The organism is Micromonospora sp. NBC_00858 (assembly GCF_045207365.1).
In the GTDB taxonomy this organism is placed as follows: domain Bacteria; phylum Actinomycetota; class Actinomycetes; order Mycobacteriales; family Micromonosporaceae; genus Micromonospora.
Genome location: NZ_CP108828.1, coordinates 1,028,718 through 1,050,362 on the forward strand (window position 1 = coordinate 1,028,718; position 21,645 = coordinate 1,050,362).

Sequence of the window (21,645 nt, forward strand, 5' to 3'; positions counted from 1 at the left end):
CTGTTCCTCGCATACCCCCCCGGGTATATGGGTTTCGGAGAAGGAGTGGGTAAATGGCAGTGCAGGTGTCCGTCATCGCGACGTCGTCGTTGGGTGACCGCAGCTACCTGGCCACCGATGGCCAGGTGGCCGTGGTGGTCGATCCGCAGCGTGACGTCGACCGGGTGCTGGCCCTGGCCGGCGAGTTCGGGGTGCGCGTCACGCACGTGGTGGAGACGCACATCCACAACGATTACGTCTCCGGCGGGCTGCAACTGGCCCGACTGACCGGCGCCGAGTACCTAGTCTCCGCCTACGACGAGGTGGGCTTCGACCGGATGCCGGTGGCCGACGGTGACGCGGTCGTTGTGTCGGAAGAGCTGCGAATCCGGGTTGTCGCCACGCCCGGACACACCTTCCACCACCTGTCGTACGTCCTCGACGAGGCCAGCGACGGCGGCTGGTCCCCGGTGGGAGTGTTCACCGGCGGGTCGCTGCTGTTCGGCACCACCGGGCGTACCGACCTGCTCGGCCAACAGCACGCCCACGAACTGGCCCACCACCAGCACGCCTCGGCCCGCCGGCTGGCGGACCTGCTGCCCGACGGCGCAGAGGTCTGGCCCACCCACGGCTTCGGCAGCTTCTGCTCGGCCAGCCAGGCCGACGCCCCCGAGTCGACCATCGGCCGGGAGAAGCAGGCCAACCAGGTGCTCCGCCTCGCCGCGGACGACTTCGTCACCGAGACCCTCGCCGGCCTCGACGCCCACCCGGCGTACTACGCCCACATGGGAGTCGCCAACGCCGCCGGCCCGGCGCCGGTCGACCTGAGCCCGGTGGCCCGCGCCGACGCCGGACAGCTGCGGGACCGCATTGCCGCGGGGGAGTGGGTGGTCGACCTGCGCCACCGCAAGGCGTACGCCGCCTCACACCTGGCCGGCACCGTCAGCCTCGGCCTGGACGGGCCAATGTCGACCTGGCTCGGATGGCTGATCGACTGGGGAGTGCCGATCACCCTGCTCGCCGAGACCCCGCAGCAGGTCGCCGACGCCCAGCGGGAACTCGTCCGCATCGGCATCGACCGGCCCGCCGCCCGGGCCACCGGAACCCCCGACCAGTGGGCGACCGACCACGCCGACCTGCGCGAGCTGACCGTCGCCGACTTCCCGGCGCTGGCCGCCGCCCAAGCCGGGAACACCCCCGCCGGGCTGCCCGCCCCGCAGGTCATCCTGGACGTGCGGATGACCAACGAGTGGCGCGCCGGCCACATCGACGGCGCCGTGCACATCCCGCTGCCTGATCTGCCCCAGCGGCTGGCCGACGTGCCCCCCGGCACGGTGTGGGTTCACTGCGGCTCCGGCTACCGCGCCGCAGCCGCCGCGTCGCTGCTGGCCAACGCCGGGCGTGAGGTCGTGGCCATCGACGACATGTTCGGGCAGGCCGAGCAGTCCGGCGTGACCATGGCCCCCACCGCCTGACGACCCGCCGTCCCCGGCGCCACCCCAGGGACGGCTTCCCCTTCCGACGTACGCGACGGGCCGTGACCTGGCCGGCCGGCCGGCACACCGTGTTGCCCGTTTCCGTGCGACCCCACCTGAACGAGGAGAGACATGAGCACTTCCCCGACGACCACCGCCACCCTCGACGCGGCGGCCCTGTGCGAGCTGATCGACTCCGGCCGTGCACCCCGGGTGCTGGACGTCCGCACCGCGGCGGAGTTCGAGACCGCCCACATCCCCGGCTCCTACAACGTGCCTCTAGACATGCTCAAAGAGCACCGCGCCGAGTTGCGAAACCACCTGGACGAGGACGTGGTGCTGGTCTGCCGCTCCGGCGCCCGCGCCACCCAGGCCGAGCAGGCCCTCGCCCAGACCGGCCTACCGAACCTGAAGGTCCTCGACGGCGGCATCCTTGCCTGGCAGGCGGCCAACGCTCCGGTCAACCAGGGCAAGCCGCGCTGGGACCTGGAACGGCAGGTCCGTCTCGTCGCCGGCTCGATCGTGCTGGTCAGCGTCCTCGCCTCGGTCGCCGTGCCCGGCGCCAAATGGGTTGCCGGGTTCATCGGCGCCGGCCTGACTTTCGCCGCGGTCACCAACACCTGCGCCATGGGCATGCTGCTGGGCAAGCTGCCCTACAACCGGGGCGCCAGCTGCGACCTGGACACCATCGTCGGGCAGCTGCGCGACGGCACACCGACCGCGAGCTGGTCGTGACCGGCCTGGTCCTGACCGTCGCCGGGGCGGTACTGATCGGCGTTAGCCTCGGCCTGCTCGGCGGCGGCGGCTCGATCCTCGCCGTCCCGCTGCTGGTCTACGTCGCCGACCTGCCGGCCAAGGAGGCCATCGCCACCTCGCTGCTCGTCGTCGGCGCCACCAGCGCGGTCGCCGTCCTCCCGCACGCCCGCGCCCACCGGGTCCGCTGGCGTACCGGACTGATCTTCGGCGTCGCCGGGATGACGGGCGCCTATGCCGGCGGCCGGCTGGCCGAGCTCGTCCCGGCCACCGTCCTGCTGACGGCCTTCGCGCTGATGATGCTCGCCACCGCAGTCGCGATGATCCGCGGCCGGCGCAGCGGCGAGGTCAAGCCGGTGCCGCACGAACTGCCGGTGCTGAAGGTCATCCTCGAAGGCGTGGTGGTCGGCATGGTCACCGGGCTGGTCGGCGCCGGCGGCGGCTTCCTCGTCGTCCCCGCCCTCGCGCTGCTCGGTGGGCTGCCGATGCCGGTCGCGGTCGGCACCTCGCTGGTCGTCATCGCGATGAAGTCCCTCGCCGGGCTTGCCGGCTACCTGTCCAGCGTCAGCATCAACTGGGGGCTGGCCGCCGCCGTCACGGCTGCCGCGGTCGCCGGCAGCCTGCTCGGCGGCCGGCTGGTCGGCCGGATCCCGGAGGACGTCCTCCGCAAGGCGTTCGGCTGGTTCGTCGTGGTCATGGGCGTGTTCGTCCTCGTCCAGCAGGCGCCCGCCGGCCTGCGCAGCAACCCGCTGCTGTGGGCGCTCGCCGGGTTGGCCGCCGCCGCGGTGGTGGCCACGATGCTCGTCCGGCGCGGTAAGCGGGCCGGACGGCACGCCGAGCGGGGCGTCCTGGTCACCGGCCGGCGGTGAGACCGGCACGGACGTGATATGCGGGGGTGCGCGAGCGCCGGGCACCCCCGCACGTCATCTCCGGCGGCCCGGCCGTACGACCGGTGGGTCGCCCTGTTCCGGGTGGTTTCGCCGCCGCCACCGGATCGCGAGGACTGTGAGCGCGATCGCCGCGACGGCCAGTAGCACCACCGCGTGCGGGACGGACCCGAGGGTACCGGTCAACCTCTCCTGCGCGGCGCCCTCGACGTCGGTCAGTCCGAGGCCGCCGAACAGTCCGGCGGTGCCGTCAAAGGCCAGGAACAGCGCGCCGAGAGCGATGTGGGGCAGACCCGGAGACCAGGGAGGTGCTGTGCCAGGCCCGGCCTGCCGTCAGGACCCGGCCGCGCAGCCAGCGCCGCTCGCCGCGCTGCGTCCCTTCTGCGACAGCGACGACGCCGGCCTGCTCCCGTCGGCCAGCATCGGCATCGCCGAGTACGGCCCGCAGCACGCCACCCACACCGACGGCTCGGCGCCGACGGCGCCCGGCGCGTGCGCCACTGTCACCATGGTCAACAGCCCGGAGGGCGCAGTCGACCTGCGGGTGGTGGCCGAGGGCGTAGAGAACGACCGGCAGCACGCCGCGATTGCCGCGATCAGCTGCGCCCAAAGCCAGGGCTTCCTCTACGGCCATCTCGGCAGCCTCGTCGACTTGCGCGCCACCGTCACATAGGAGGGAGCCCTGTCATCGTTTTCCGGGTGGACCGTTGAGCACCCCCACCTCATACGCGATGGGCAGGATGTCGGCGAGCATCACCGCGGCCTCGTCGGAGACGCCGTCTGGCAATCTGTACGTGGACAGGTCCGCGAATGGCACCCGGGTCAACTCCGCCTGCACCCCGTCCACCAGGTAAGTCCGGGACTGTGGTAGACCAGCGCCCTCACTTCTGTTCCTCCTCGCCTGTTCCGGGTCGGAACGGCAGCGGGTGCACCCAGCGTCTCAATCGCCTTGTCACGCCGCCGGAGAACCGGGAAATCCACCGGGCGACGGGCGGAACGCTCTGTCCGGCTGGGGCCCGTTGGCCGGTGTGCCGACGTCGTCGAGCGCAAACTGGCGCGGCAAGTAACCGCGGATCAGCGCCTAGTGCGGCACGATGGCAAGGGGTGGAAAGGTTGTGAGATGACAGACGAGACGCGGCAGCCCGACCGGGCGTTGACCACTGCGCTGGCGCAGGTCGCCGCGGTGGCCGGGCGCGCGCCCTCGGTGCACAACACTCAGCCGTGGTGCTGGCGGGTCCTGCCGGACGGGCTGGAGCTGCTCGCCGTCCGCGACCGTCAGCTCGCCGCCATCGACTTCGATGGCCGGCTGATGACGCTCAGCTGCGGCGCGGCCCTGCACCACGCCCGGTTGGAGCTCGCCGCCGAGGGCTGGGCGATGCGGGTGGACCGGCTCCCCGATCCGGCACACCCGGATCTGCTGGCCCGGATCGTCGCCAACGGCCGGGCCCCGGCGTCGCGCGAGGCGATGCGGCTGGTGCAGTGCATGCAGGTACGGCACACCGACCGGCGGCCCGTCAGCGACGAACCGGTATCGGACGAGTCCGTGAAGGCAATCGTTCAGGCCGGCCACGCCGAGGGGGCGCGGTTGCAGATCCTTAGCGCCGACCAGGTGATGGGGCTGGCTGCGGCCGCCTCTAGGGCGGAGGCGGTGGCGGCCGCCGACCCGCAGATCCGCGAGGAACTGCGGTACTGGACCGGCCGGGCCGGACCGGCGGGCACCGGAGTTCCCCCGGAGGTGCTGCCCGAGCAGCCGCCGCAGGCCACCGTCCCGGCCCGCGACTTCGCCCGGCCCGGCACGCTGCCGGTCGGACCGGGGCACGACCGGGCCGCGGTCTACGCGCTGCTGTTCGGCGACGAGGACGAGCCGGAGAGCTGGTTGCGGGCCGGGGAGGCACTCTCCGCTGCTTGGCTGACCGCCACCCGGCTGGGCGTGTCGGTCGTGCCGCTCAGCGGGGTGATCGAGACGGTCGGCACCCGCCAGACGCTGCGGCAGATGCTCGCCGGCCTGGGCTACCCGTACCTGGTGTTGCGGTTGGGGATCGCCGGCCCGGCGCACGCCGGCCCGCCGCACACCCCGCGGATGCCCGCTGAGCAGGTCGTGGACACCTCGGCAGTACGCGGGGCGCAGCCGTCGCGGGGTGCATAGGCGAAGGGGCGGCGTTGCGTTGTGGGATCGACGGACGCGTTGAACGCGTGTCGGGTCCGAGGTCAGATCGCGTGGGCGGGTTCGGTAAAACGCCGCAGACACCCGCGTTGCCGGCGGGGCGTCGACGGCGAGTTCGTAGTGGCCGCGGCGGAGGTTCTGCATGAACGCGTGGCCCGCGATGACCACCTGTGCCTTCTTGTCCGTTCGCAGCCCGCGCATCGGTCTCAACCGGTGTTTCCGCTGGCTGTGATCGGCTGGGATCGGATTGTTGGCATACCGTTCGACGTGGTGCCACGCCTGCGGGATCAGCTCATCCAGCACGCCGGGTAGACCGGTGCGGCGTCGGTGACCACCTCGGCGGGCGCGGCGAGATACCTTCACCACCCGGAAGACGGTGAAGCGGCCGAGGCTCCCATGGTGCTCGGATGGTGATCGGACGTCGGCGAACTGACGCGGACGCGCCGGGTACCTGACCGGACTTCCGTCTCTTCGAGGGCAATTCGGAGCCGTCGTCTGGATAAACGATCCGCCCGACCTGCTGGTGTGGGCCGGGACGTACTTGGACCGAGTGGGACTGGGTGGGCTGCCGGAGACGACCTTGCAATGCATAGACAACCATCTGTCTACGGATCAGAAGGCTGCCGCTTCTGCCTCGCCGGTTGAGGTGCCCTCACCAGTCTCGCCACGTTACGCGGCCGGGCGGCATCTGCTGGCTGCCAGACACACCTGATCCAGGAGCCCTCATTCTCGCAATGGGCATGCCGCTCCAACCGTCAGGGGCCGGCGGGCTGCGGAAGCAATCTGGGAACGCAGGATTGGTCACCCCGCCCAGGCGTTGGCCCGATCCGATCCGGCCTGGGCCTGGGCCTGGGCCTGGGCCTGGTTGCACGCGTTCGGACGACCTGCGGGCCGACCGGCAACAGCCCGGTGCCGGCCCGGTTTGGGGGAGCGGATTGGGAGCATCCGGGTGCCCTGAACGGCTCCGAACGGCATCCAACCGCAGTGAACAGCACTCAACTGCACCCACCCCCACCTGCGGCTTAGCGTTTCCGCAGGTCAAAGTCGGTGCGGCGTCCTGTTTCACACCGTAGAGGTCACTGGCTCGATCGCAGTTTCGCCCACCATGAATATTTGCAGGTAGCGAGCCCGTCACCGGAACCACCGGTAACGGGCTTTCGCGCTGTTGCCCTTAAATTGGGAGCAGATTGGGAGCATGCAGCTTCCTGGCGGCACCTGCCTACGCCCAGCCGGCCTCACGGTGAACCGCTTTGCCGTTGAGAGATGTCTAGCTGCAATCGCTGCTACCGCCCGGCGCTTTAGCGGCCAACCGGATTGCTGCTTCGAACGCCGTAGCCCAAGGGAAGGCCTGCTGCCGGCTGTTGCCGCTGCCGGGCGGGTGTGGCTCCCATCCGTCGCCCGTCCCGAGGAGGACCCGGACGCGCTCGTTGCGGAGGTCCGCTATGGCCCGTTGGAAGGGGGCGCGGGCGGCCAGTGCTGCGTTGACGAACGGAACGACCACGGTGGGCACATGCCGGCCGATCAGTTCGGCGATCGTCGTCATCGCGTAGTTGTCGGCGATGCCGAGGGCGATCTTGTTGACGGAGTTGTAGGTGGCGGGGGCGATGATGAGCGCGTCTGCGGCGGGGAGGGATCGGCGTGTGCCGGGGGACGACCGGTAGGCGGACCGGACCGGGTGCCCGGTTAGCCGCTCTATCGCTTCGGCGTCGATGAAGTCGAGGCCGCTGGGGGTGGCGGTGACCGCCGTTGTCCACGACTGTTGCGTCGCGGTGGTGACCAGTTGTGTCACGTCTGCGGCGGGCCCGGCAGCGCAGACGACGATCTGCAGGTGGGCGCGAGTCATGCGCGGATCCCAGCGTGCTGGGCGAAGTCAAGGACAGCGCTGCGAACGTGCCCCCGGCTAAGGACTGCCAGGTCGCTGGCGATGTGCTGGACCGTTGGCCGGCACCGAATCTCCCCCGGTGCCACCTCATACGCGCTACGAAGCGCGTTCAGGCCGTGCTCGTAGCGTCCCCACTGCGTGTAGGCCCGGGCCACGTCGACGAACAGGGAGGCCTTGCGTTCGGTAAGGCCGATCTTGTCCAGCGGCACCTCGCGGGCCAGTGCGATGGCGGTGCATGCGTCGCCCAGGGTCAGCGTGATGTTGACGCGGTGCAGCAGGACGTTGGTGGCGCCGAAGCCGGTCCATCGGTCGTTGCCGTCGTAGCCCAGGCGGTCGGCGGCATGGGAGGCCTCATCGAGCATGGCCTGTGCGCTGTCGCGGTTGTCGTCGCGGGCGGCGGCGATAGCACCGCGCAGCAGCAGCGCGCCATAGACGGCGACCGCGTCGGTCGAGGCGAGTCGGGTGCCGCGTCGGAGGGTCTCGGCCGCGTCTTCAGCGAGCTGCTGTGCCTGATTGCTGTGGCCGTTGCTCATCAGGGCGTGGGTCATGATCCGGGCGCTTGCAGCCATCGCCACCGGGTCCTGACTGATCGCAGCGGCGCGGGTGCTGCGTTCTGCGGCGACCAAGGCCATGCCTTTGTCACCGACCTTGAGGAGCACACTGCCGACGACATGGTAGAGGTCGCTGGCCAAGGCATCGACCTGTGCCCGCTGCTCACCCTCGGCGTCCGCACGAGTTGGTTCCAAGGCGGGCAACAGAGCCACGAGCCCGGCGAGAACCTGCTCGTAACGGCACGCCTGATAGTCGATTTTCGCGGCGGCGACGTCCCGAGCGAATTGCCGGAGCGGCAAGGTGATTGGCTCGGCGTTGCTAGTGCCCTGACCACAAACGTTGGCCGGGTCGGGTGACACACCGGGCCGGGTCCGCGACGTGGGCTCGGTGGCGGTCGAGGCTGTGGGGGTGGCAGAACCTGTTCGAGTACGCCGATTAAGCGATCCTGAAGGTCAGAAGCTGCAACGTCTCGTCCGTCGGGGGACGGGCTCAGCGGTGCGACTTCGCCGGGCGATGGTGGTGCTCGCCTCGGCTGGCGGTAATAGCGTGCCGGTCATCGCCCGTCTGGTCCAGGCCGACGAGGACTCCGTCCGCGGTGTCATTCACCGGTTCAACGAGATGGGCATGCCCAGCCTGGACCCTCAGTGGGCGGGTGGCCGTCCCCGCCAGATCAGTCCTGACGACGAACAGTTCATCGTCTCGACGGCTAACACCCGCCCGACGAAGCTCGGGCGACCGTTCACTCGGTGGAGTATCCGCAAGCTCGTCGACTACCTGGCCGGCAACCCCGACCGGACCGTAGTCGTGGGCCGCGAACGGCTGCGGCAGCTCCTGCGCAAACACGAGATCACCTTCCAACGGACCAAGACGTGGAAGGAGTCGAACGACCCGCAGCGGGAAGCAAAACTGGCCCGGATCGAGCACGTCATGCACCATTTCCCGCAGCGGGTGTTCGCGTTCGACGAGTTCGGGCCGCTGACGATCCGTCCGCAGGCCGGCTCGGGATGGCAGCCGAAGAACCATCCGGACCGGCTCCCGGCGAACTATCACAAGCTGCACGGCGTCCGGCAGTTCCACGGCTGCTACTCCGTCGGTGACGACACCATGTGGGGTGCCATCCACCGGCAGAAATCCACGGTCAACACCCTCGCTGCCCTCAAGTCGATCCGCGCGAAACGGCCGGACGGTGCGCCGATCTACGTCATCCTCGACAACCTGTCGGCACACAAGGGCATCGCCATCCGGCAGTGGGCGGCCCGGAACAAGGTCGAACTCTGCTTCACCCCGACCTACGCGTCCTGGGCCAACCCGATCGAAGCCCACTTCGGGCCGCTACGCACTTTCGTGGTCGCCGGATCCGACCACCAAAACCACGTCGCACTGGGCCGTCACCTGCACCGATACCTGCGCTGGCGCAACGCCAACGCCCGCCACCCCGACGTCCTGGCCGCTCAACGCCGCGAACGCGCACGCGTCCGCAGCGAACGACAACACCGCTGGGGCCACCCGACAACGAAAGCGGCGTAACCAACCCGGCCAACGTTTGTGGTCAGGGCACTAGGTCGTGGTGCGACCAGTGCTTCGAGCAGGGTTGCGACGGTCGGCAGGGTGATGCCGCTGATCGTCACGCCCGTCAGGAGAGTTCTGCGCCGCACGTCGCCGTCCGAGTCGAAGTCGTGAATGCCGCCTTCGCCAGTATGAGTGTGCGTGTCCGTGACAGGTAGCGTCGCTGGATCCGCAAGTGCACCGCTGGTACCCGCTTTCACCAGTGCTTCGAAGCGCTCGCGGACGTCCGGGGTGGCCCGCGCCAGCACTCGCGCTGTTGGCCGAGTACCAGGACGCGCCGGTGAGCCTGTTCCTCTATCTGGCCGCCTGTCTGCACGACGCGATCGACGATCTGCACCGGCTCAACCCGAGCGTGACGGGCAGCGCCGCGGACATGTTCGACCGGTTCCTCGGCTGGCCCGCCCGGCACACCCGCGCCTACCGCGTCACCATCATGAAAGGCACGCCGGCCGAGGAACCGTCACCGTGAACGGCATCGGTGTCGTCAACGCGACCGGCCGTCCGGCGATCGCCGTAGTTTCCACACCCTGGTCGTGCAGCCGACCAGCTTTTGCGGACGGTGACCTGCTCCTGCCCCGGACCGCCGTACGGGCGCACGACTCCTCGGCGCTGACGTCGGCGGTCTACCTGGCCGAACCGGTCGACCCGCCGCCCGGGGCGCGGGTGGTCGACGTGGCCGCCTGGGCCGCCGAGGCGGACCAGGCAGAGGACCGGCTGGTCTGGCTCGCCACCCTGCTGCTGATCGGGGTGTCGGCCGGTTACGGGGGCATCGCGGTGGTCAACACGCTGCTGATGGCCGCGGCCGGGCGGGCCGCCGACCTGCGGCTGGTCCAGCTGGCCGGGGCGACCCGGCGGCAGGTCGTCCGGCTGGTCGCGGCGGAGTCGGCGCTGGTGGTGCTGATCGGCGCGGTGCTCGGCGGGTCCGTGGCGTTCGCCGGTCTGCTGAGCATCCGGGCCGGCCTCGCCGAGCAGATCGGGACGCCGATCGACCTGGTCGTGCCGTGGCCGGTGATCGGTGGCGTCGTCGGCCTGTGCCTGCTTCTCGCGCTCGCGGCGAGCGTCGCGCCGACCTGGCGGCTGCTGCGCCGCCGGGCAATCACCGAACCCGCCGGATGACTCGTCTTCGTGACGCAGCTGTGACCTGGGGGGCCTGCGCAGTCACCGCCCGAAGTGGTCTGCTGAGCCCATATTCCCTGGTCAGGCGCGGTTTTGAGGCAGCGTCGCAGGGCTCAAGAGTGTTACATCGACGACTGGGCGGCCCGATCTGCCCAGCCTCACCCGTAGGAGGCAGCCGCGTGCGAATGAAACGAGCGAGCCGGATCGCGGCCGCGATGGCGGGCGTGACCGCGCTCGCCTTCACGGTCTCGGCCCCCGCACAGGCGCACGACCACTTGAACCTTCCCGGAGAGCCGACCATCACGCTGCCGATCAACGACAGCGCGGCAGGTGGGACGTACAACCAGGACCTGACCCGGGTGTACGCCAACACCACCCCCGACGGCACCCCGGTCTACATCTACGTCCCGGAGGGCACCCCGCTGGACGGCTCCGCGCCGGCCGGGGTGGCCAGCCTGGACCCGCAATTCGACCACAACCCGGGCGACGGGTTCACCCCCTGCGCCACCGCCACGGCGGCCCAGTTCGCCCTCACCCAGGGGCAGATCGACTACGTCGGCGACAAGCTCGCCGGCCAGATCGTCGCCGTGGACGAGGAGCACTTCGGCCTGATGGACGCGGCCGACCCGGACGAGCCGGCCAGCGACTCGCTGGTGATGGTTCTCTACAACATCCAGGACGAGGCGTACTACGACTGCGCGCAGACGTCCTACACGGCGGGCTACTTCGCCCCGGACTTCATCGACAGCAACGGGATGAACGTCATCGTGGTCGACGCCCTCGACTGGGCCAACCGGGTCGGGCCGAACGACGCGCCGTGGCGCGACGCCGACCCGGCCAACGACCGGCCCGAGCTGTACGAGGGCACCGTCGCCCACGAGTTGGAGCACCTGCTGCACAACTACAGCGACCCGGGCGAGCTCTCCTGGGTCGACGAGGGGCTGGCCGACTTCGCTATCTTCCTCAACGGGCTCGACGCCGGCGGCTCGCACCTGACCAACCACCAGGTCTTCTACGAGGAGACCTCGCTGACCCGGTGGGGCGGCACGCTGGCCAACTACGGCGCCGCGTTCACCTACTTCCAGTACCTCTGGGAGCAGGCCGGCGGCAACGGCGACGGCACCTACACCCCGGACAAGCAGTACGACGCCGCCGGCGGTGACCTGCTCATCAAGACCATCTTCGAAGAGCAGGCCGACGGCATGGCCGGCGTGCAGAATGCCATCAACACCTTCAACGCGGCGACGGGCGCCAACCTGCGCAGCGCCGAGGCGCTGTTCCGGGACTGGTCTGTGGCGGTCTACCTGGACGACGAGGACTCGACGGTCTACGACATCAAGGCATTCAACTTCGGTGACCCGGCCGACACGTCGTGGACCATCGACATCGCCGACGGTTCCTTCTGGGCGGGCCGGGGCAGCTACCAGGGAGCCACCCCGGAGGCGAAGTGGGCCCGGCTGAAGAACCGGCCGGACACCACCGCCGTGCCGTTCGGCATGTCGGTCGAGCGGTTCCGGAACCCGGGCCCGACCGTCGCGCTCGCCTTCGACGGCGAGGACGAGACGACGATCGCCCCGCACACCGGCACCACCCACTGGTACGCCGGCTACGAGAGCCAGTCCGACAACATCCTCGACGTCGACAGCGCCGGCCCGGTCACCTCGCTGGACTTCTGGAGCTGGAACTTCATCGAGGAGGGCTGGGACTACGGCTTCGTCGAGGCCCTGGTCGGCGGCGACTGGGTCACCGTGCCGCTGCGGAATGACGCGGGGCAGGTCGTCACCACCGGCGACAACCCGCACGGCAACAACACCGAGGGCAACGGCCTCACCGGCACCTCCGGCGGCGCGTACTTCGTGGACGACCCGGTCTACGTGCACCTCACCGCCGCCGTGCCGGCGGGCGCCACCGACGTCCGGTTCCGCTACTCCACCGACGCCGCCTACCTGGACACCGGCTGGTTCGTCGACGACGTGCGGGTCAACGGCGCCGACGCCGCCCTCTCCTCGGCGACCGGTGACTGGTTCACCACCACCGGCACCCAGGACAACAACTGGACCGTCCAGGTGGTCGCGCACTGTGACCTCACGCCCGGCACCACCACGGCGGGGGAGACCACCGACGGCGCGGGCAACTGGGTCTACCGGTCCACCGGGGACCAGTTCACCGCCAGCAACCTGAAGACCAGGTGCGCCAACGGCAACCAGGACGACTTCGCCGTCCTGGTCTCCAACCTGCCGACCGGCGACCTGACCTTCCTCGACGCGGACTACACGTTCCGGGTCAGCAACACCGGAAACAAGTAGCCGCCACGGCGGCCGACGGCGGGCCCGTACCGGATCACCGGTGCGGGCCCGCCCGCCGTATCCGCTCCCGCCACCGGCCGGTCGCGACGGCCCGTGGCGGTTCGCCCTCGGCGCCGCGGCCGGTTCCCGGCGCGTACACCACCAGCCGAGGGGTGGCTCGCCCACCTGCTTGCCGGCCAGCAGTGGGTCAGCATGGTTGCCCGGTTCAGCGAGGGTGGCCCGAAGCCCGTCGGCCTGGCCGCGGACCCGAGGCCGGGTGGCGTGTCGGTCATGGTGCAGATGGTCCGCGGCGGGACGAGCGCGGGACCGGCTGCGGCGGACGCGCCCGGGACCTGGCCAGGGAGCGAAGCTGAGGTCGCGCAGGTTGCCGTGCCGCAGGCGCCGGAGGCCGCCGCTGAATGGGCCGAAGCCATCACCGCCGTCGTGGCCGGCGCGCACCACCCCGACGTCAAGGACGTAGCGACGTACGGTGTCGCCGCCGATGGAAAGAGACGCCCCGGAGTGCGAGTCTCGTTCACCGACGGATCCGACATCTTCACGTCCGTGCTGGATCCCCGGTAGACGACCCCGGACACCGCTGGAGCCGGGCCCATGCTGCCGAGGACCACACCACCCAGCTGCGGCTGCTGGCCGAACGCCGTGACGACCTGGCCGGTGAACGCATTCGCGTCCTCAACCGCCTGCACGTCCTGGTCCGCGACCTGATTCCCGGCGGCGCGCCGCCGACTCCTCCACTTAAGGACGCCCGGCCGACCGCTCGGTCAGCTCCTCGGATGGAGCGGCGCCACATCCATCCAGCCGGTTCACTGGATAACGGCTCGCGTTCGCAGCCGGCTCGATACTCTCGGCTTCGGGATCCACACGGACATCCGGAGCCACTCGATCGGCGAGATCGCCGGTGACGCGGGCGATCGACGTCCCGGCGCGCAGCCGGCTCTCGCCACGACTGGCGCCGGGGACCTCTCAGGCCGATAGGAGCGCCATGCCCGGGAAGTTACGATCGCCTGTCCTGCACCTCGTCGTTTGCCACGCCGAGCCCGCTGTCGAGCTCGGACCGTTCATCACGGCCTGCCAGGAGTTGAGGTGGGAGGTCCACCTCATCGCCACCCCGGACGCGGTCGACTCGATCGACCGGGACGGGCTCGCCTATCTCACCCACCATCCGGTACGCGAGGACGACCAGCCGGAGACGCTCCATCCCCTGCCGCCGGCCGACGCCTTCGCCGTCGTGCCGGCCAGCTTCGACCTGGTGAACAAGTGGGCGTACGGCCTCAACGACAACCTGGGCCTGCGGCTGCTCAACGAGGCGATCGCCGTCGGCCTGCCGGTCGTCGCCGTGCCGGCCCCGGATCCGGCGCTCGCCCAGCACCCCGCCTTCCTGGAGAGCCTGGAGCGGCTGCGGCACTGGGGCGTGACGGTGACCCGGCCCGCCGAGCCCTCCGAGGTCGCCGACCCGGTTCCGTGGCACGCCGCCGTCCAGGTGATCTCCGCCTGGACGCGGTTCGCCCGGGTCCCCGGACAGCCCACCGGAGAGCGACAGCGCACCGCCGACAACTTGGCGCGGCAGTCCGGCTAGCGCCTCATCATGGAGCCTTGAACGGGTAGTCCGGGTGGCGGATCTTGGAGTTGATGGCGAATCCGGATTTCGGTTGGGCGCGGTAGCTGCGCCAACGGATGTACGCGCCGATGGCGGTGTCCTGCTCGGCGTGGGTGCGGTGGTCGGTGCCGTTGAGCGCGAAGTATCGGGCGGCGGCGAACTCGGCTTCGATCCAGTTCAGCCAGGACGCGTAGGTCGTTAGGAACACCAGGTCGACATGGTTGGCTGCGCACCAGGTGCGGACCTCGGGGAAGAAGTCGCACGCCAGCGTCGTTGCGGCCTGTGTGCGCAGGAATTGACGCCGGGTGGTGCGGTCCTGACGGACAGGCGCTGCGGGGATGCCCGCACGGGCAAGGATCCGGCGGATCGTGGAGGCGCCGAGGCGCCGAGGCGGTGGCCGAGGCCGCGCAGTTCGCCTTGGATTCTTTGGTAGCCCCAGCCTGGATTTTCCCTGGCAAGGTGCTCCACCAGTGCTACGACCGTCGGGTCGGTCGGCGGTCGACCGGCCGTTGCGGGTAGGTACAGTGGCGGCCACAAGCCGGCGATGCCAGGCCAGAACCGTGGCCGGAGTGACGAGCCGGTGCGCCCGCAACACCCGGGGCAGGTGCCGGATCAAGGCCGCGAGGACAGCTCGATCCGCCCAGTTCAGTCGTGGCTTCGGATGCTGCCGTCGCAGGACCGCGTTCTCGTGGCGCAGGACAAGGATCTCCACCTCCTTGGCCGACGGTGTCCGGGTGAACAGGATCAGCCAACCCGCGACCCGGCAGATTGGGAGCAGGGCGGTTGGCTCTGCGTCCAAACCGCCACCAGCCGCCCGGCTGAGTGACCTGATTTGCGGTCCAGAGCGGGGCCCGCTGGCTCATCGAGGAGCTGGACCTACCGCTACCGGTGCCCGCGTGACGAAAGGGTGCCCCCGGGCTATGGCTCACGGCCTGACCGTGAGCCACCCCCGCTTTCATGGAGCTTCTTGATCATGGTCTGATGGCCGTGGGGAGGAAGTCGTCCGTGGCAGCACCGAAGAAGTACCCCGACGAGCTACGTCAGCGCGCTGTGCGCTTGTACCGCGAGTCGGACCCGAAGCCGGTGATCCGGCGCCTGGCCGAGCAGCTCGGCGTGCATCATGAGGCGTTGCGGAACTGGATCCGGCAGGCCGAGGCCGACGCGGGTGAGCGTTACGACCGGCCCACCAGCGAGATGGCCGAGGAGAACCGGCGGCTGCGCAAAGAGGTCGCCGAGCTGCGTCGGGCGAACGAGATCCTGAAGGCGGCGAGCGCGTATTTCGCGGCGGAGCTCGACCCGACCCGGCGACGGTCATGACGTTCATTTATGAACACCGTGACCAGTTCGCGGTCGCGCTCCTGCTACGGGTCCTGAACATCGGCGCCTCGACGTACTACGCGTGGGTCAAGCAGGCCGAACGGCCCTGCGACCGCGATGTGGTCGACTTGGGGCTGATCTCCAACATCCACGAGATCTGGGCCGCGTCCGGGCACACCTACGGCGCGGACCGTGTGCACCGGCAGCTACGCCGTGACGGCATTCGCGTCGGCCGCAAGCGGGTGGAGCGGCTGATGGCCGACCAGGGCTGGCAGGGCGCGTTCCTGCGCCGCGGCTGGCGCGGCGGCTCCACGAAGCAGGATCCACGGCACACGCTGGCGCCGGATCTGGTCAACCGGCAGTTCACCGCCGCCGGGCCGAACCGGCTCTGGGTCGCCGATGCCACCCGCATTCCCTGCGGCGAGGGCGTGTTCTGGCTGGCCGCGGTCCGCGACGCGTTCTCCCGCCGAATCGTCGGGTGGAAGACCTCCGACCGCTGCGACACCGACCTGATCCTCGCCGCCCTCGAATACGGCATCTGGTCTCGCGACGTCCGTGACGGCCAGTTGATCCATCACAGCGACAGGGGATCGAACTACACGTCTTTCCGCTTCGGGGAGCGCTTACAGGACAACGGGATTCTGCCGTCGATGGGCTCTGTCGGCGACTCGTTCGACAACGCGCTGATGGAGAACTTCTGGTCGACGTTGAAGATCGAACTCGTCTACCGCACGAGCTGGCGGACCCGCGACGAGGCCGAGAACGCGATCTTCGCCTACATCGACGGCTGGTACAACACCCGCCGCATCCAGAAGGAACTCGGCTACCTCAGCCCCGACGAATACGAGACCGCCTGGCATACCCGCCAGCACGACCCAGCCGCGCCACCTATCGTCACCCCTGCGCCAGCCGGCAGCAGGTAACCACCGCTCCATCAAAGCGGGGGGAACTCAGGTAGACCGAGGTGGGCAATTTGATCTCGTAATGCGTAGGTCGCCGTGCCATCCACTGGCCCATGGTGAGCAACTTGATCTCATAAGTTCTCGGTTGGTGTGGGGATCGGCGACTGGTCGCATCGCCGGCGTGGACGGGGGGCGCGACGGCGGCGGATGTCGCAGGTTGCGCGGCCAAGGTCAGGCGGCTCGCGGTGACGAAGTCTGCCGCTGCGGTGGCCTTGCCAGGATTTGTTGGGGTCCGAACCAGCCGGCGATCCGTGCCGCCGCGGCGGCGGCCGGTGCGAGACCCGCCCGGCTGCGGGCGAGCAGCGTGGGTCGGGTCGCGGCCCGGCCGGCATGCTGGGCGTCGCGTGCCGGCGGGCACGGGTATGCCTCCTCGTGGCAGCGCAGGTTCGCGCAGTGGCCGGGCCGTTCGGGGTCGGCAAGATGTTGGGCGGCGACGTCGGTGGCGAGGAGCCACAGCAGGACGTCGGTGACGTGGTGCGGTACGGCGCGGCGGTGCGGCTGCGACATCAGCTGCTGCCCTTCCGGTGCGGGTGCGACTCGGGTGGCCGCCACCCCTGGCCAGCGGTGTGGGGACCCGCTGTCGGGTTCGCCGGGGCGGCGGCCGCGACGAGTGACGCTCGACTTTCCGGATAGATCAAGTCGCCGTCGTGACGTTGGGCGGATTCCCTCGTCCCCGCGCCGCGCGGCCTCCCAGCAAACCCGGCCGCCGCCGGAAGGGCTGACCGTAATGCTGATCAGCGCAACCGGCGGAGCCGTGAACTGGGGAGTAGTCGCCACGGGCTGCGTCGGCCGATCCGGTAGCAACGCACGGGGAGCACCCGTCGGAACTCCGGCACCGGGGACGCCGTGCCAGGCCTTCTTCCCCCTACTTTCGCGACAGAGAGGTCCTGGCCAACGCAAGAGCGGGGCCGCGGCCGTCGGGCATCGCGGCCCGGGCTGGTGGCAGGGTGGGTTTGGTGAGAGCAGGCACGTCCTCTGTGTGCCAGCACGAGGGATACGAGATCACTCTCTCCCGGCGAGAGCAGCAGCGGCGTTCAGGCCCACCACGTCGCGGATCTTCGCCTCCAACCGTGGGTCGGTGGAGAACTTGAACGTCTCGATCCGGTGCGGCTGTAGGCCCCAGTCCCGCCAGATCCGGGCCACCTCGGCGAAGCTGACCGGCCTGCCTTCTCGGCGCAAGTGATCGGACATCAGCCGGGCCGACCAGTGCGTGATCCCCAGCCCGGCCGGCGGCGGGTTGAGCGTGGCCACCACCACGGCTGCCTCATCCACGACCGGCGGCCGACCCGAGCGGGGTAGATCGGCCAGAGCGTCGATGCCGCGGGCCCCGTACCGGGCACGCCACGAGATCACCGTCTGCCGGGTCATTCCGACCTGCCGGCCGATCTCGGCGTTCGACAGCCCTTCCGCCGCCAGCAACACGATCCGCGCCCGCTGCACATGCCCGGCCAGCGCCGTTGACGAGCGCACCAGAGCCCGCAGACGAGCACCGTCACCAGTACGAAGAACCAGCGGCGTGGCAACAGACATGCCCCACTGTCCCACACCCCATCCGTCAAATCACTTCAGACACGCGACGCTAGCCTGATCGTCTCGGCCGCATATCGCATCCGTAGAAGACCCTGGCATTCCTCTCACAGACGCGGATCGATCGTGTCGCTTTGCCGTGTCTACTCATGTTGATCGCGGCATTCGGGGCCCGGACCTTGCATCGCTCCGACCGCCTTCACCGACGTGCGCGGTAACCTGTGCATCGGCCGGCGACCTCCGTCGAGCAAGCGACGCGCTTCCCGGACCGCACCCGACAGGCTCAGCGCGGATTGCGGGCCGCGAGCCACCCGTCCCGGTACGGGGCCAGGAACCCGATCAGGGCGGCGAGCATCGCGTCCGGAGCCTGCTCGGCGACCCAGTGTGCGCAGTCGGGCAGGACCACGGTTTGCACGTCGTCCCCGACGAGTTCCATCGTCTTGCCGACCTGTTCGCCGAAGCTCTCCGCTCCGCCGATCGCCAGGACGGGCATCGTCAGCCGCCGGGTCTTGCGCTGCTCGTTCTGCGCCTGGGTCACCGGGAAAGCGCGGTAGAGCTCGAAGCTGCCGCGCAGCGCCTCCGGGTCGGCCGCGAGGAGGTCGACGTAGTACTTGACGGCGTCGGTGGACAGGTTCTTCTTTCCGGCCGCGGCCGAAAACTTCGCGCCTAAGAAGATGTCCTCCCGCCCGCTGACGAGCTTCTCGTTGACCTCTGGAAGTGCGTTGAACGGGATGTGCCACAGGCGTTCGTTGAGCGGCGCGGGAAGGAACAGTGGCGGCGTGGGAGACACACCCGGAAGAGGGGCTTCCCCGAGGGCCAGGCGGTCGACCCGGTCGGGGTGATCAGCGGCCAGGGCGTAGCCGATGAGCAGTCCGGTGTCGCAGCCGACCATGGCGAACCGCTGGTGGCCGAGCGCGTCCATCAATGCCACAAGGTCGTTTGCGACGGTTGCGGTGTCGTAGCCGTCCCGGGGCTTGTCGGACAGCCCCATACCACGCTGATCGACCGCGATCACCTCGAAGTTCTCGGCCAGCGCCGGCATCATCAGCCGCCATGCGTACCAGGTCTGGGGCCAGCCGTGTACCAGCAGCAGCGGCGGCCCGTCGCCTCCGATGACCGCGTGCAGACGCAGTGCCCCGGCCTCGACGTACCGGCTGGTGAACGTGTCCGTGAACCCGTTCGGCAGGTTCGGAGCCTGCGAGACGGAGCCGGGGCCCTCCGCGGCGAGCAGGCCGGTGGACGAGCTCATGTGGGGATCCCCTCTCACCGCAGATCGCGGCACTGGAATGCCGCTTCCGTCACGCCCTCTCTTGGGTGACGCTGCCACAACGCCGACGGCCATGGACGTGGTTGTCGTTGACCTTCCTCTGTTCGGCTGACAGCCGGCGGGTCTGCGACGCAAAAGGACCACTGCTCCGTTACGTCAACCCCACCGAATACTCGGCGGAGTGCGACTCATCATGTGGAACCGACGTGTTGGCCACCGATGTAGCCCACTGTGGCGTGCGGCCGAGGTAGGCGGGTTCCAGGCCGGGTCGGACATGCCCCACTGTCCCACACCCCATCTGTCAAATCACTTCAGACACGCGACACTAGATTGCACCGGCTCCTGGTGCGCGTTCTAGCTTCACCTCACACATGAGGTGTGGGCGAAGGTTGTCGTACTCCGCGCTTGATGGGTTACAGATTGGTTCCGCATGATGCGCGACGCACCCGCCGATCGTGACGATGACGGGGAGAGTGGCGCAGCGGTCTTGTCACGTGTTGCTGGGGCGGTGGGGACCTGGTGGGGAGATCGGTGCGGGGTGCCGTCGTACGCGAATGTTGTCGGCGATGACGATGCCGGCGAGGACTGCGCCGGCAGCGAAGGCGTTGACGAGCGGTGGCAGGAACAACATCGGCGGCAGGAGACAGGCGAGGGCGAGTAGCCCAATAACACAACTTCTATAATGGCGGCTGAATACCAGGTACGACAGGAGGGTCCGACCGGCGAGGAACAGCGCGGTCCCGCCGAGGATGGTGACGGTCGCGGTCGCGCGTGGACGGCCGAGCGGGTCGTCGATGACCAGTTCGGCGCCGACCGAGCCGACGACGAGGCCGGCAATCATGACCAGATGTGCGTAGGCCACCAGGATGCCGAGACGGTCGGGGGCAGCTGAGGCCTGGATGGCCGGCCCGACGTCTTCGCCGGCACGGAAAATGTAAATCCGCCAGACCAACGCCGCGACGGCGAATGTCACCACGAACGCCACGGTCTCGTCGGTAGCAAAGCCACGACCGGTGAGGCTCGATCCGATGGCCAGAATCACCTCGCCGAGGGCGATGACGAACAGTGCCCGGTTGCGGTCGGCCAGATACTCGCCGCTGACCGGCACCTGCGCACCGGCCAGGCGACTGAGCCGTGGCAGGGGGTAGCTGAACCACCGTGCGACGTAGATGAGAACAACCGCGAGCGTCCACAGCGCCGTGCGTACTCCGCTTGAGGCGACCGCCCCGGCCAGCCAGGGCACCCCGGTCGCGGCATGCCAGATCACCGCCCGTCCAGCAACATGCTGCAACTCCTGGCCCCGCAACAGGACCACGAGGAACAGACTGCGGCCGATCTGGATGGCAAGGTAGCTGACCGCGAAGATCAAGCCGGTCTTGCCGAACGCTTCGGGGACCGCCGCGGAGAGCACCAGGGCGCCCACCATGGTGGCGAGGACCAGCAGTTGTACCGGCGGCCGCCGCGGGTTCAACTCTCCGGTCACCCGCGCGGTGAGGGCCCATACCCATCCGATGGCCAGCAGTAGCACCAGGGTCTGGAACGCGCCAGACCAGGTCAGATTGTTGAGCAGCTGCTGGGCGAGCGCGCGGAGCGCGAAGACGAACACCACATCGAAGAACAGCTCCAGGAACGACGCTCGCGCGATGTCCTCGAGCTTGCGAACCAGTCTGTTGCTTCCACTCGTCGTCACCGGCCCGCCCGCTCCTACCGATCTTGGATCGGTATCAGCGTATCCGTCCGCTTTTGCTTATGCGACCAAGTCCCGAGCTCTCCCTCAAGATCGTCTAGCCGGCATGGTTACGGATCATGTGACATCGATCCGTAACGCATCAACTGAAGCCTGACAGGTGTGGGCGGAGGTCGACGGCCGAGGGTGGGTCTAGGTGCGCGACTTATGTCCGCTCCTGAAGGTGCGGAGCCGGCGACGGCGGCGTCGCCGGTGTCAGGAAGTCTGGGGGCCGTGCCTCGCTGGGCGAGGGCGCGGGTGAGGATGTCGGCGACGCGGTCGAGCCGCTGGCGCAGGGACATGACCGTGGCGGCGTCGCCGCCGGCGTGAACGTCAGCGAGCAGGTTCGCGGCAGCGGTCAGCACGGCGATCTGCGCGTCGGCGGCAGCGATGGTGCAGGCGGCCGAGATCAGCGCGCACACGGCGTCTGGATGCTGCGCGCAGGTCTGGTCCAGCTCGTCCGCGTCGAGGGCATAACCCACCCTGCGGTGTCACCGGCCTGGCTGGTGCCGTGACCGGTGATGTTGGCGCACGCTGGACGGCGCTGTTGGTGGGTTGGGGTCAGCGGG

The 21,645-nt window shown here is 69.5% G+C and carries 21 protein-coding genes and 2 pseudogenes; 13 read left to right on the plus strand and 10 right to left on the minus strand.

Going from position 1 to position 21,645, the window contains the following annotated elements:
* The first annotated feature begins 53 nt into the window (after positions 1–53).
* The 4 genes from OG990_RS04775 to OG990_RS04790 all read left to right on the plus strand — a co-directional run bounded on the left by OG990_RS04775 (position 54) and on the right by OG990_RS04790 (position 3,767).
* The gene (locus OG990_RS04775; RefSeq protein WP_406079139.1) at positions 54–1,454 is read left to right on the plus strand and encodes a rhodanese-like domain-containing protein; all 1,401 of its coding nucleotides are present in this window, start codon (positions 54–56) and stop codon (positions 1,452–1,454) included.
* Between the two features lie 132 nt (positions 1,455–1,586).
* Positions 1,587–2,189 (plus strand): rhodanese-like domain-containing protein, encoded by a 603-nt coding sequence (locus tag OG990_RS04780; RefSeq protein WP_406079140.1) that lies wholly within the window; start codon positions 1,587–1,589, stop codon positions 2,187–2,189.
* Positions 2,180–3,076 (plus strand): sulfite exporter TauE/SafE family protein, encoded by an 897-nt coding sequence (locus OG990_RS04785; protein WP_406081659.1) that lies wholly within the window; start codon positions 2,180–2,182, stop codon positions 3,074–3,076. Before OG990_RS04780 ends, OG990_RS04785 begins: the two co-directional genes overlap by 10 nt.
* Before the next feature lie 331 nt (positions 3,077–3,407).
* Complete coding sequence (locus tag OG990_RS04790) at positions 3,408–3,767, plus strand: hypothetical protein (protein WP_406079141.1); 360 nt, start codon at positions 3,408–3,410, stop codon at positions 3,765–3,767.
* Positions 3,768–3,779: 12 nt separating this feature from the next.
* Here the strand turns inward: OG990_RS04790 and OG990_RS04795 are convergent, their stop codons facing one another.
* Positions 3,780–3,941: a hypothetical protein gene (locus OG990_RS04795; protein WP_406079142.1), complete on the minus strand. Its 162-nt coding sequence runs from the start codon at positions 3,939–3,941 to the stop codon at positions 3,780–3,782.
* 273 nt (positions 3,942–4,214) lie between these two features.
* On the opposite strand from OG990_RS04795, the gene OG990_RS04800 reads away from it, so the two are divergent.
* A complete protein-coding gene (locus OG990_RS04800; RefSeq protein WP_406079143.1) occupies positions 4,215–5,240 on the plus strand; it encodes an Acg family FMN-binding oxidoreductase in 1,026 nt (341 codons plus the stop codon).
* Between the two features lie 150 nt (positions 5,241–5,390).
* On the opposite strand, the pseudogene OG990_RS04805 reads toward OG990_RS04800, so the two are convergent.
* From OG990_RS04805 to OG990_RS04815, 3 genes and pseudogenes are all read right to left on the minus strand, one after another.
* A pseudogene (locus OG990_RS04805) lies at positions 5,391–5,849 on the minus strand (DDE-type integrase/transposase/recombinase); the annotation flags it as partial.
* Positions 5,850–6,525: 676 nt separating this feature from the next.
* Complete coding sequence (locus tag OG990_RS04810; protein WP_406079144.1) at positions 6,526–7,101, minus strand: flavoprotein; 576 nt, start codon at positions 7,099–7,101, stop codon at positions 6,526–6,528.
* Positions 7,098–7,979: pseudogene (locus OG990_RS04815) on the minus strand (hypothetical protein); the annotation flags it as partial. The pseudogene OG990_RS04815 and the gene OG990_RS04810, both read right to left, overlap by 4 nt.
* A 121-nt stretch (positions 7,980–8,100) precedes the next feature.
* Between OG990_RS04815 and OG990_RS04820 the strand changes: the two are divergent.
* From OG990_RS04820 to OG990_RS04845, 6 genes are all read left to right on the plus strand, one after another.
* The gene (locus OG990_RS04820; protein WP_406081661.1) at positions 8,101–9,219 is read left to right on the plus strand and encodes an IS630 family transposase; all 1,119 of its coding nucleotides are present in this window, start codon (positions 8,101–8,103) and stop codon (positions 9,217–9,219) included.
* Between the two features lie 214 nt (positions 9,220–9,433).
* Entirely contained in the window at positions 9,434–9,727 is a 294-nt protein-coding gene (locus tag OG990_RS04825) for a hypothetical protein (protein ID WP_406079145.1), read from the plus strand.
* A complete protein-coding gene (locus OG990_RS04830; protein WP_406079146.1) occupies positions 9,724–10,374 on the plus strand; it encodes an FtsX-like permease family protein in 651 nt (216 codons plus the stop codon). The genes OG990_RS04825 and OG990_RS04830 overlap by 4 nt, the downstream gene beginning before the upstream one ends.
* 185 nt (positions 10,375–10,559) lie before the next feature.
* Complete coding sequence (locus OG990_RS04835) at positions 10,560–12,680, plus strand: hypothetical protein (RefSeq protein WP_406081662.1); 2,121 nt, start codon at positions 10,560–10,562, stop codon at positions 12,678–12,680.
* 270 nt (positions 12,681–12,950) lie between these two features.
* Entirely contained in the window at positions 12,951–13,241 is a 291-nt protein-coding gene (locus tag OG990_RS04840) for a hypothetical protein (RefSeq protein ID WP_406079147.1), read from the plus strand.
* 421 nt (positions 13,242–13,662) lie between these two features.
* A complete protein-coding gene (locus OG990_RS04845) occupies positions 13,663–14,256 on the plus strand; it encodes a flavoprotein (RefSeq protein WP_406079148.1) in 594 nt (197 codons plus the stop codon).
* Between the two features lie 7 nt (positions 14,257–14,263).
* On the opposite strand, the gene OG990_RS04850 is transcribed toward OG990_RS04845, so the two are convergent.
* Positions 14,264–14,485, minus strand: coding sequence for a transposase (locus OG990_RS04850; RefSeq protein ID WP_406079149.1), 222 nt, complete (start codon positions 14,483–14,485; stop codon positions 14,264–14,266).
* A gap of 797 nt (positions 14,486–15,282) precedes the next feature.
* On the opposite strand from OG990_RS04850, the gene OG990_RS04855 reads away from it, so the two are divergent.
* Positions 15,283–15,594 carry a transposase gene (locus tag OG990_RS04855; RefSeq protein ID WP_406079150.1) on the plus strand — a complete coding sequence of 104 codons (312 nt, stop codon included), beginning with the start codon at positions 15,283–15,285 and terminating at the stop codon, positions 15,592–15,594.
* Entirely contained in the window at positions 15,591–16,517 is a 927-nt protein-coding gene (locus tag OG990_RS04860; protein WP_406079151.1) for an IS3 family transposase, read from the plus strand. Before OG990_RS04855 ends, OG990_RS04860 begins: the two co-directional genes overlap by 4 nt.
* A 210-nt stretch (positions 16,518–16,727) precedes the next feature.
* Here OG990_RS04860 and OG990_RS04865 read toward each other — a convergent pair whose 3' ends face one another.
* From OG990_RS04865 to OG990_RS04885, 5 genes are all read right to left on the minus strand, one after another.
* Positions 16,728–17,063 (minus strand): hypothetical protein, encoded by a 336-nt coding sequence (locus OG990_RS04865; RefSeq protein ID WP_406079152.1) that lies wholly within the window; start codon positions 17,061–17,063, stop codon positions 16,728–16,730.
* A 495-nt stretch (positions 17,064–17,558) separates the two neighbouring features.
* Complete coding sequence (locus OG990_RS04870; protein ID WP_386983584.1) at positions 17,559–18,026, minus strand: helix-turn-helix domain-containing protein; 468 nt, start codon at positions 18,024–18,026, stop codon at positions 17,559–17,561.
* Between the two features lie 340 nt (positions 18,027–18,366).
* Positions 18,367–19,332, minus strand: a complete 966-nt coding sequence (locus tag OG990_RS04875) for an alpha/beta fold hydrolase (RefSeq protein WP_406079153.1) — start codon at positions 19,330–19,332, stop codon at positions 18,367–18,369.
* A 508-nt stretch (positions 19,333–19,840) separates the two neighbouring features.
* Positions 19,841–21,040 carry a low temperature requirement protein A gene (locus OG990_RS04880; RefSeq protein ID WP_406079154.1) on the minus strand — a complete coding sequence of 400 codons (1,200 nt, stop codon included), beginning with the start codon at positions 21,038–21,040 and terminating at the stop codon, positions 19,841–19,843.
* 107 nt (positions 21,041–21,147) lie between these two features.
* Positions 21,148–21,558 carry a hypothetical protein gene (locus tag OG990_RS04885; RefSeq protein ID WP_386983578.1) on the minus strand — a complete coding sequence of 137 codons (411 nt, stop codon included), beginning with the start codon at positions 21,556–21,558 and terminating at the stop codon, positions 21,148–21,150.
* Positions 21,559–21,645: the final 87 nt, after the last annotated feature.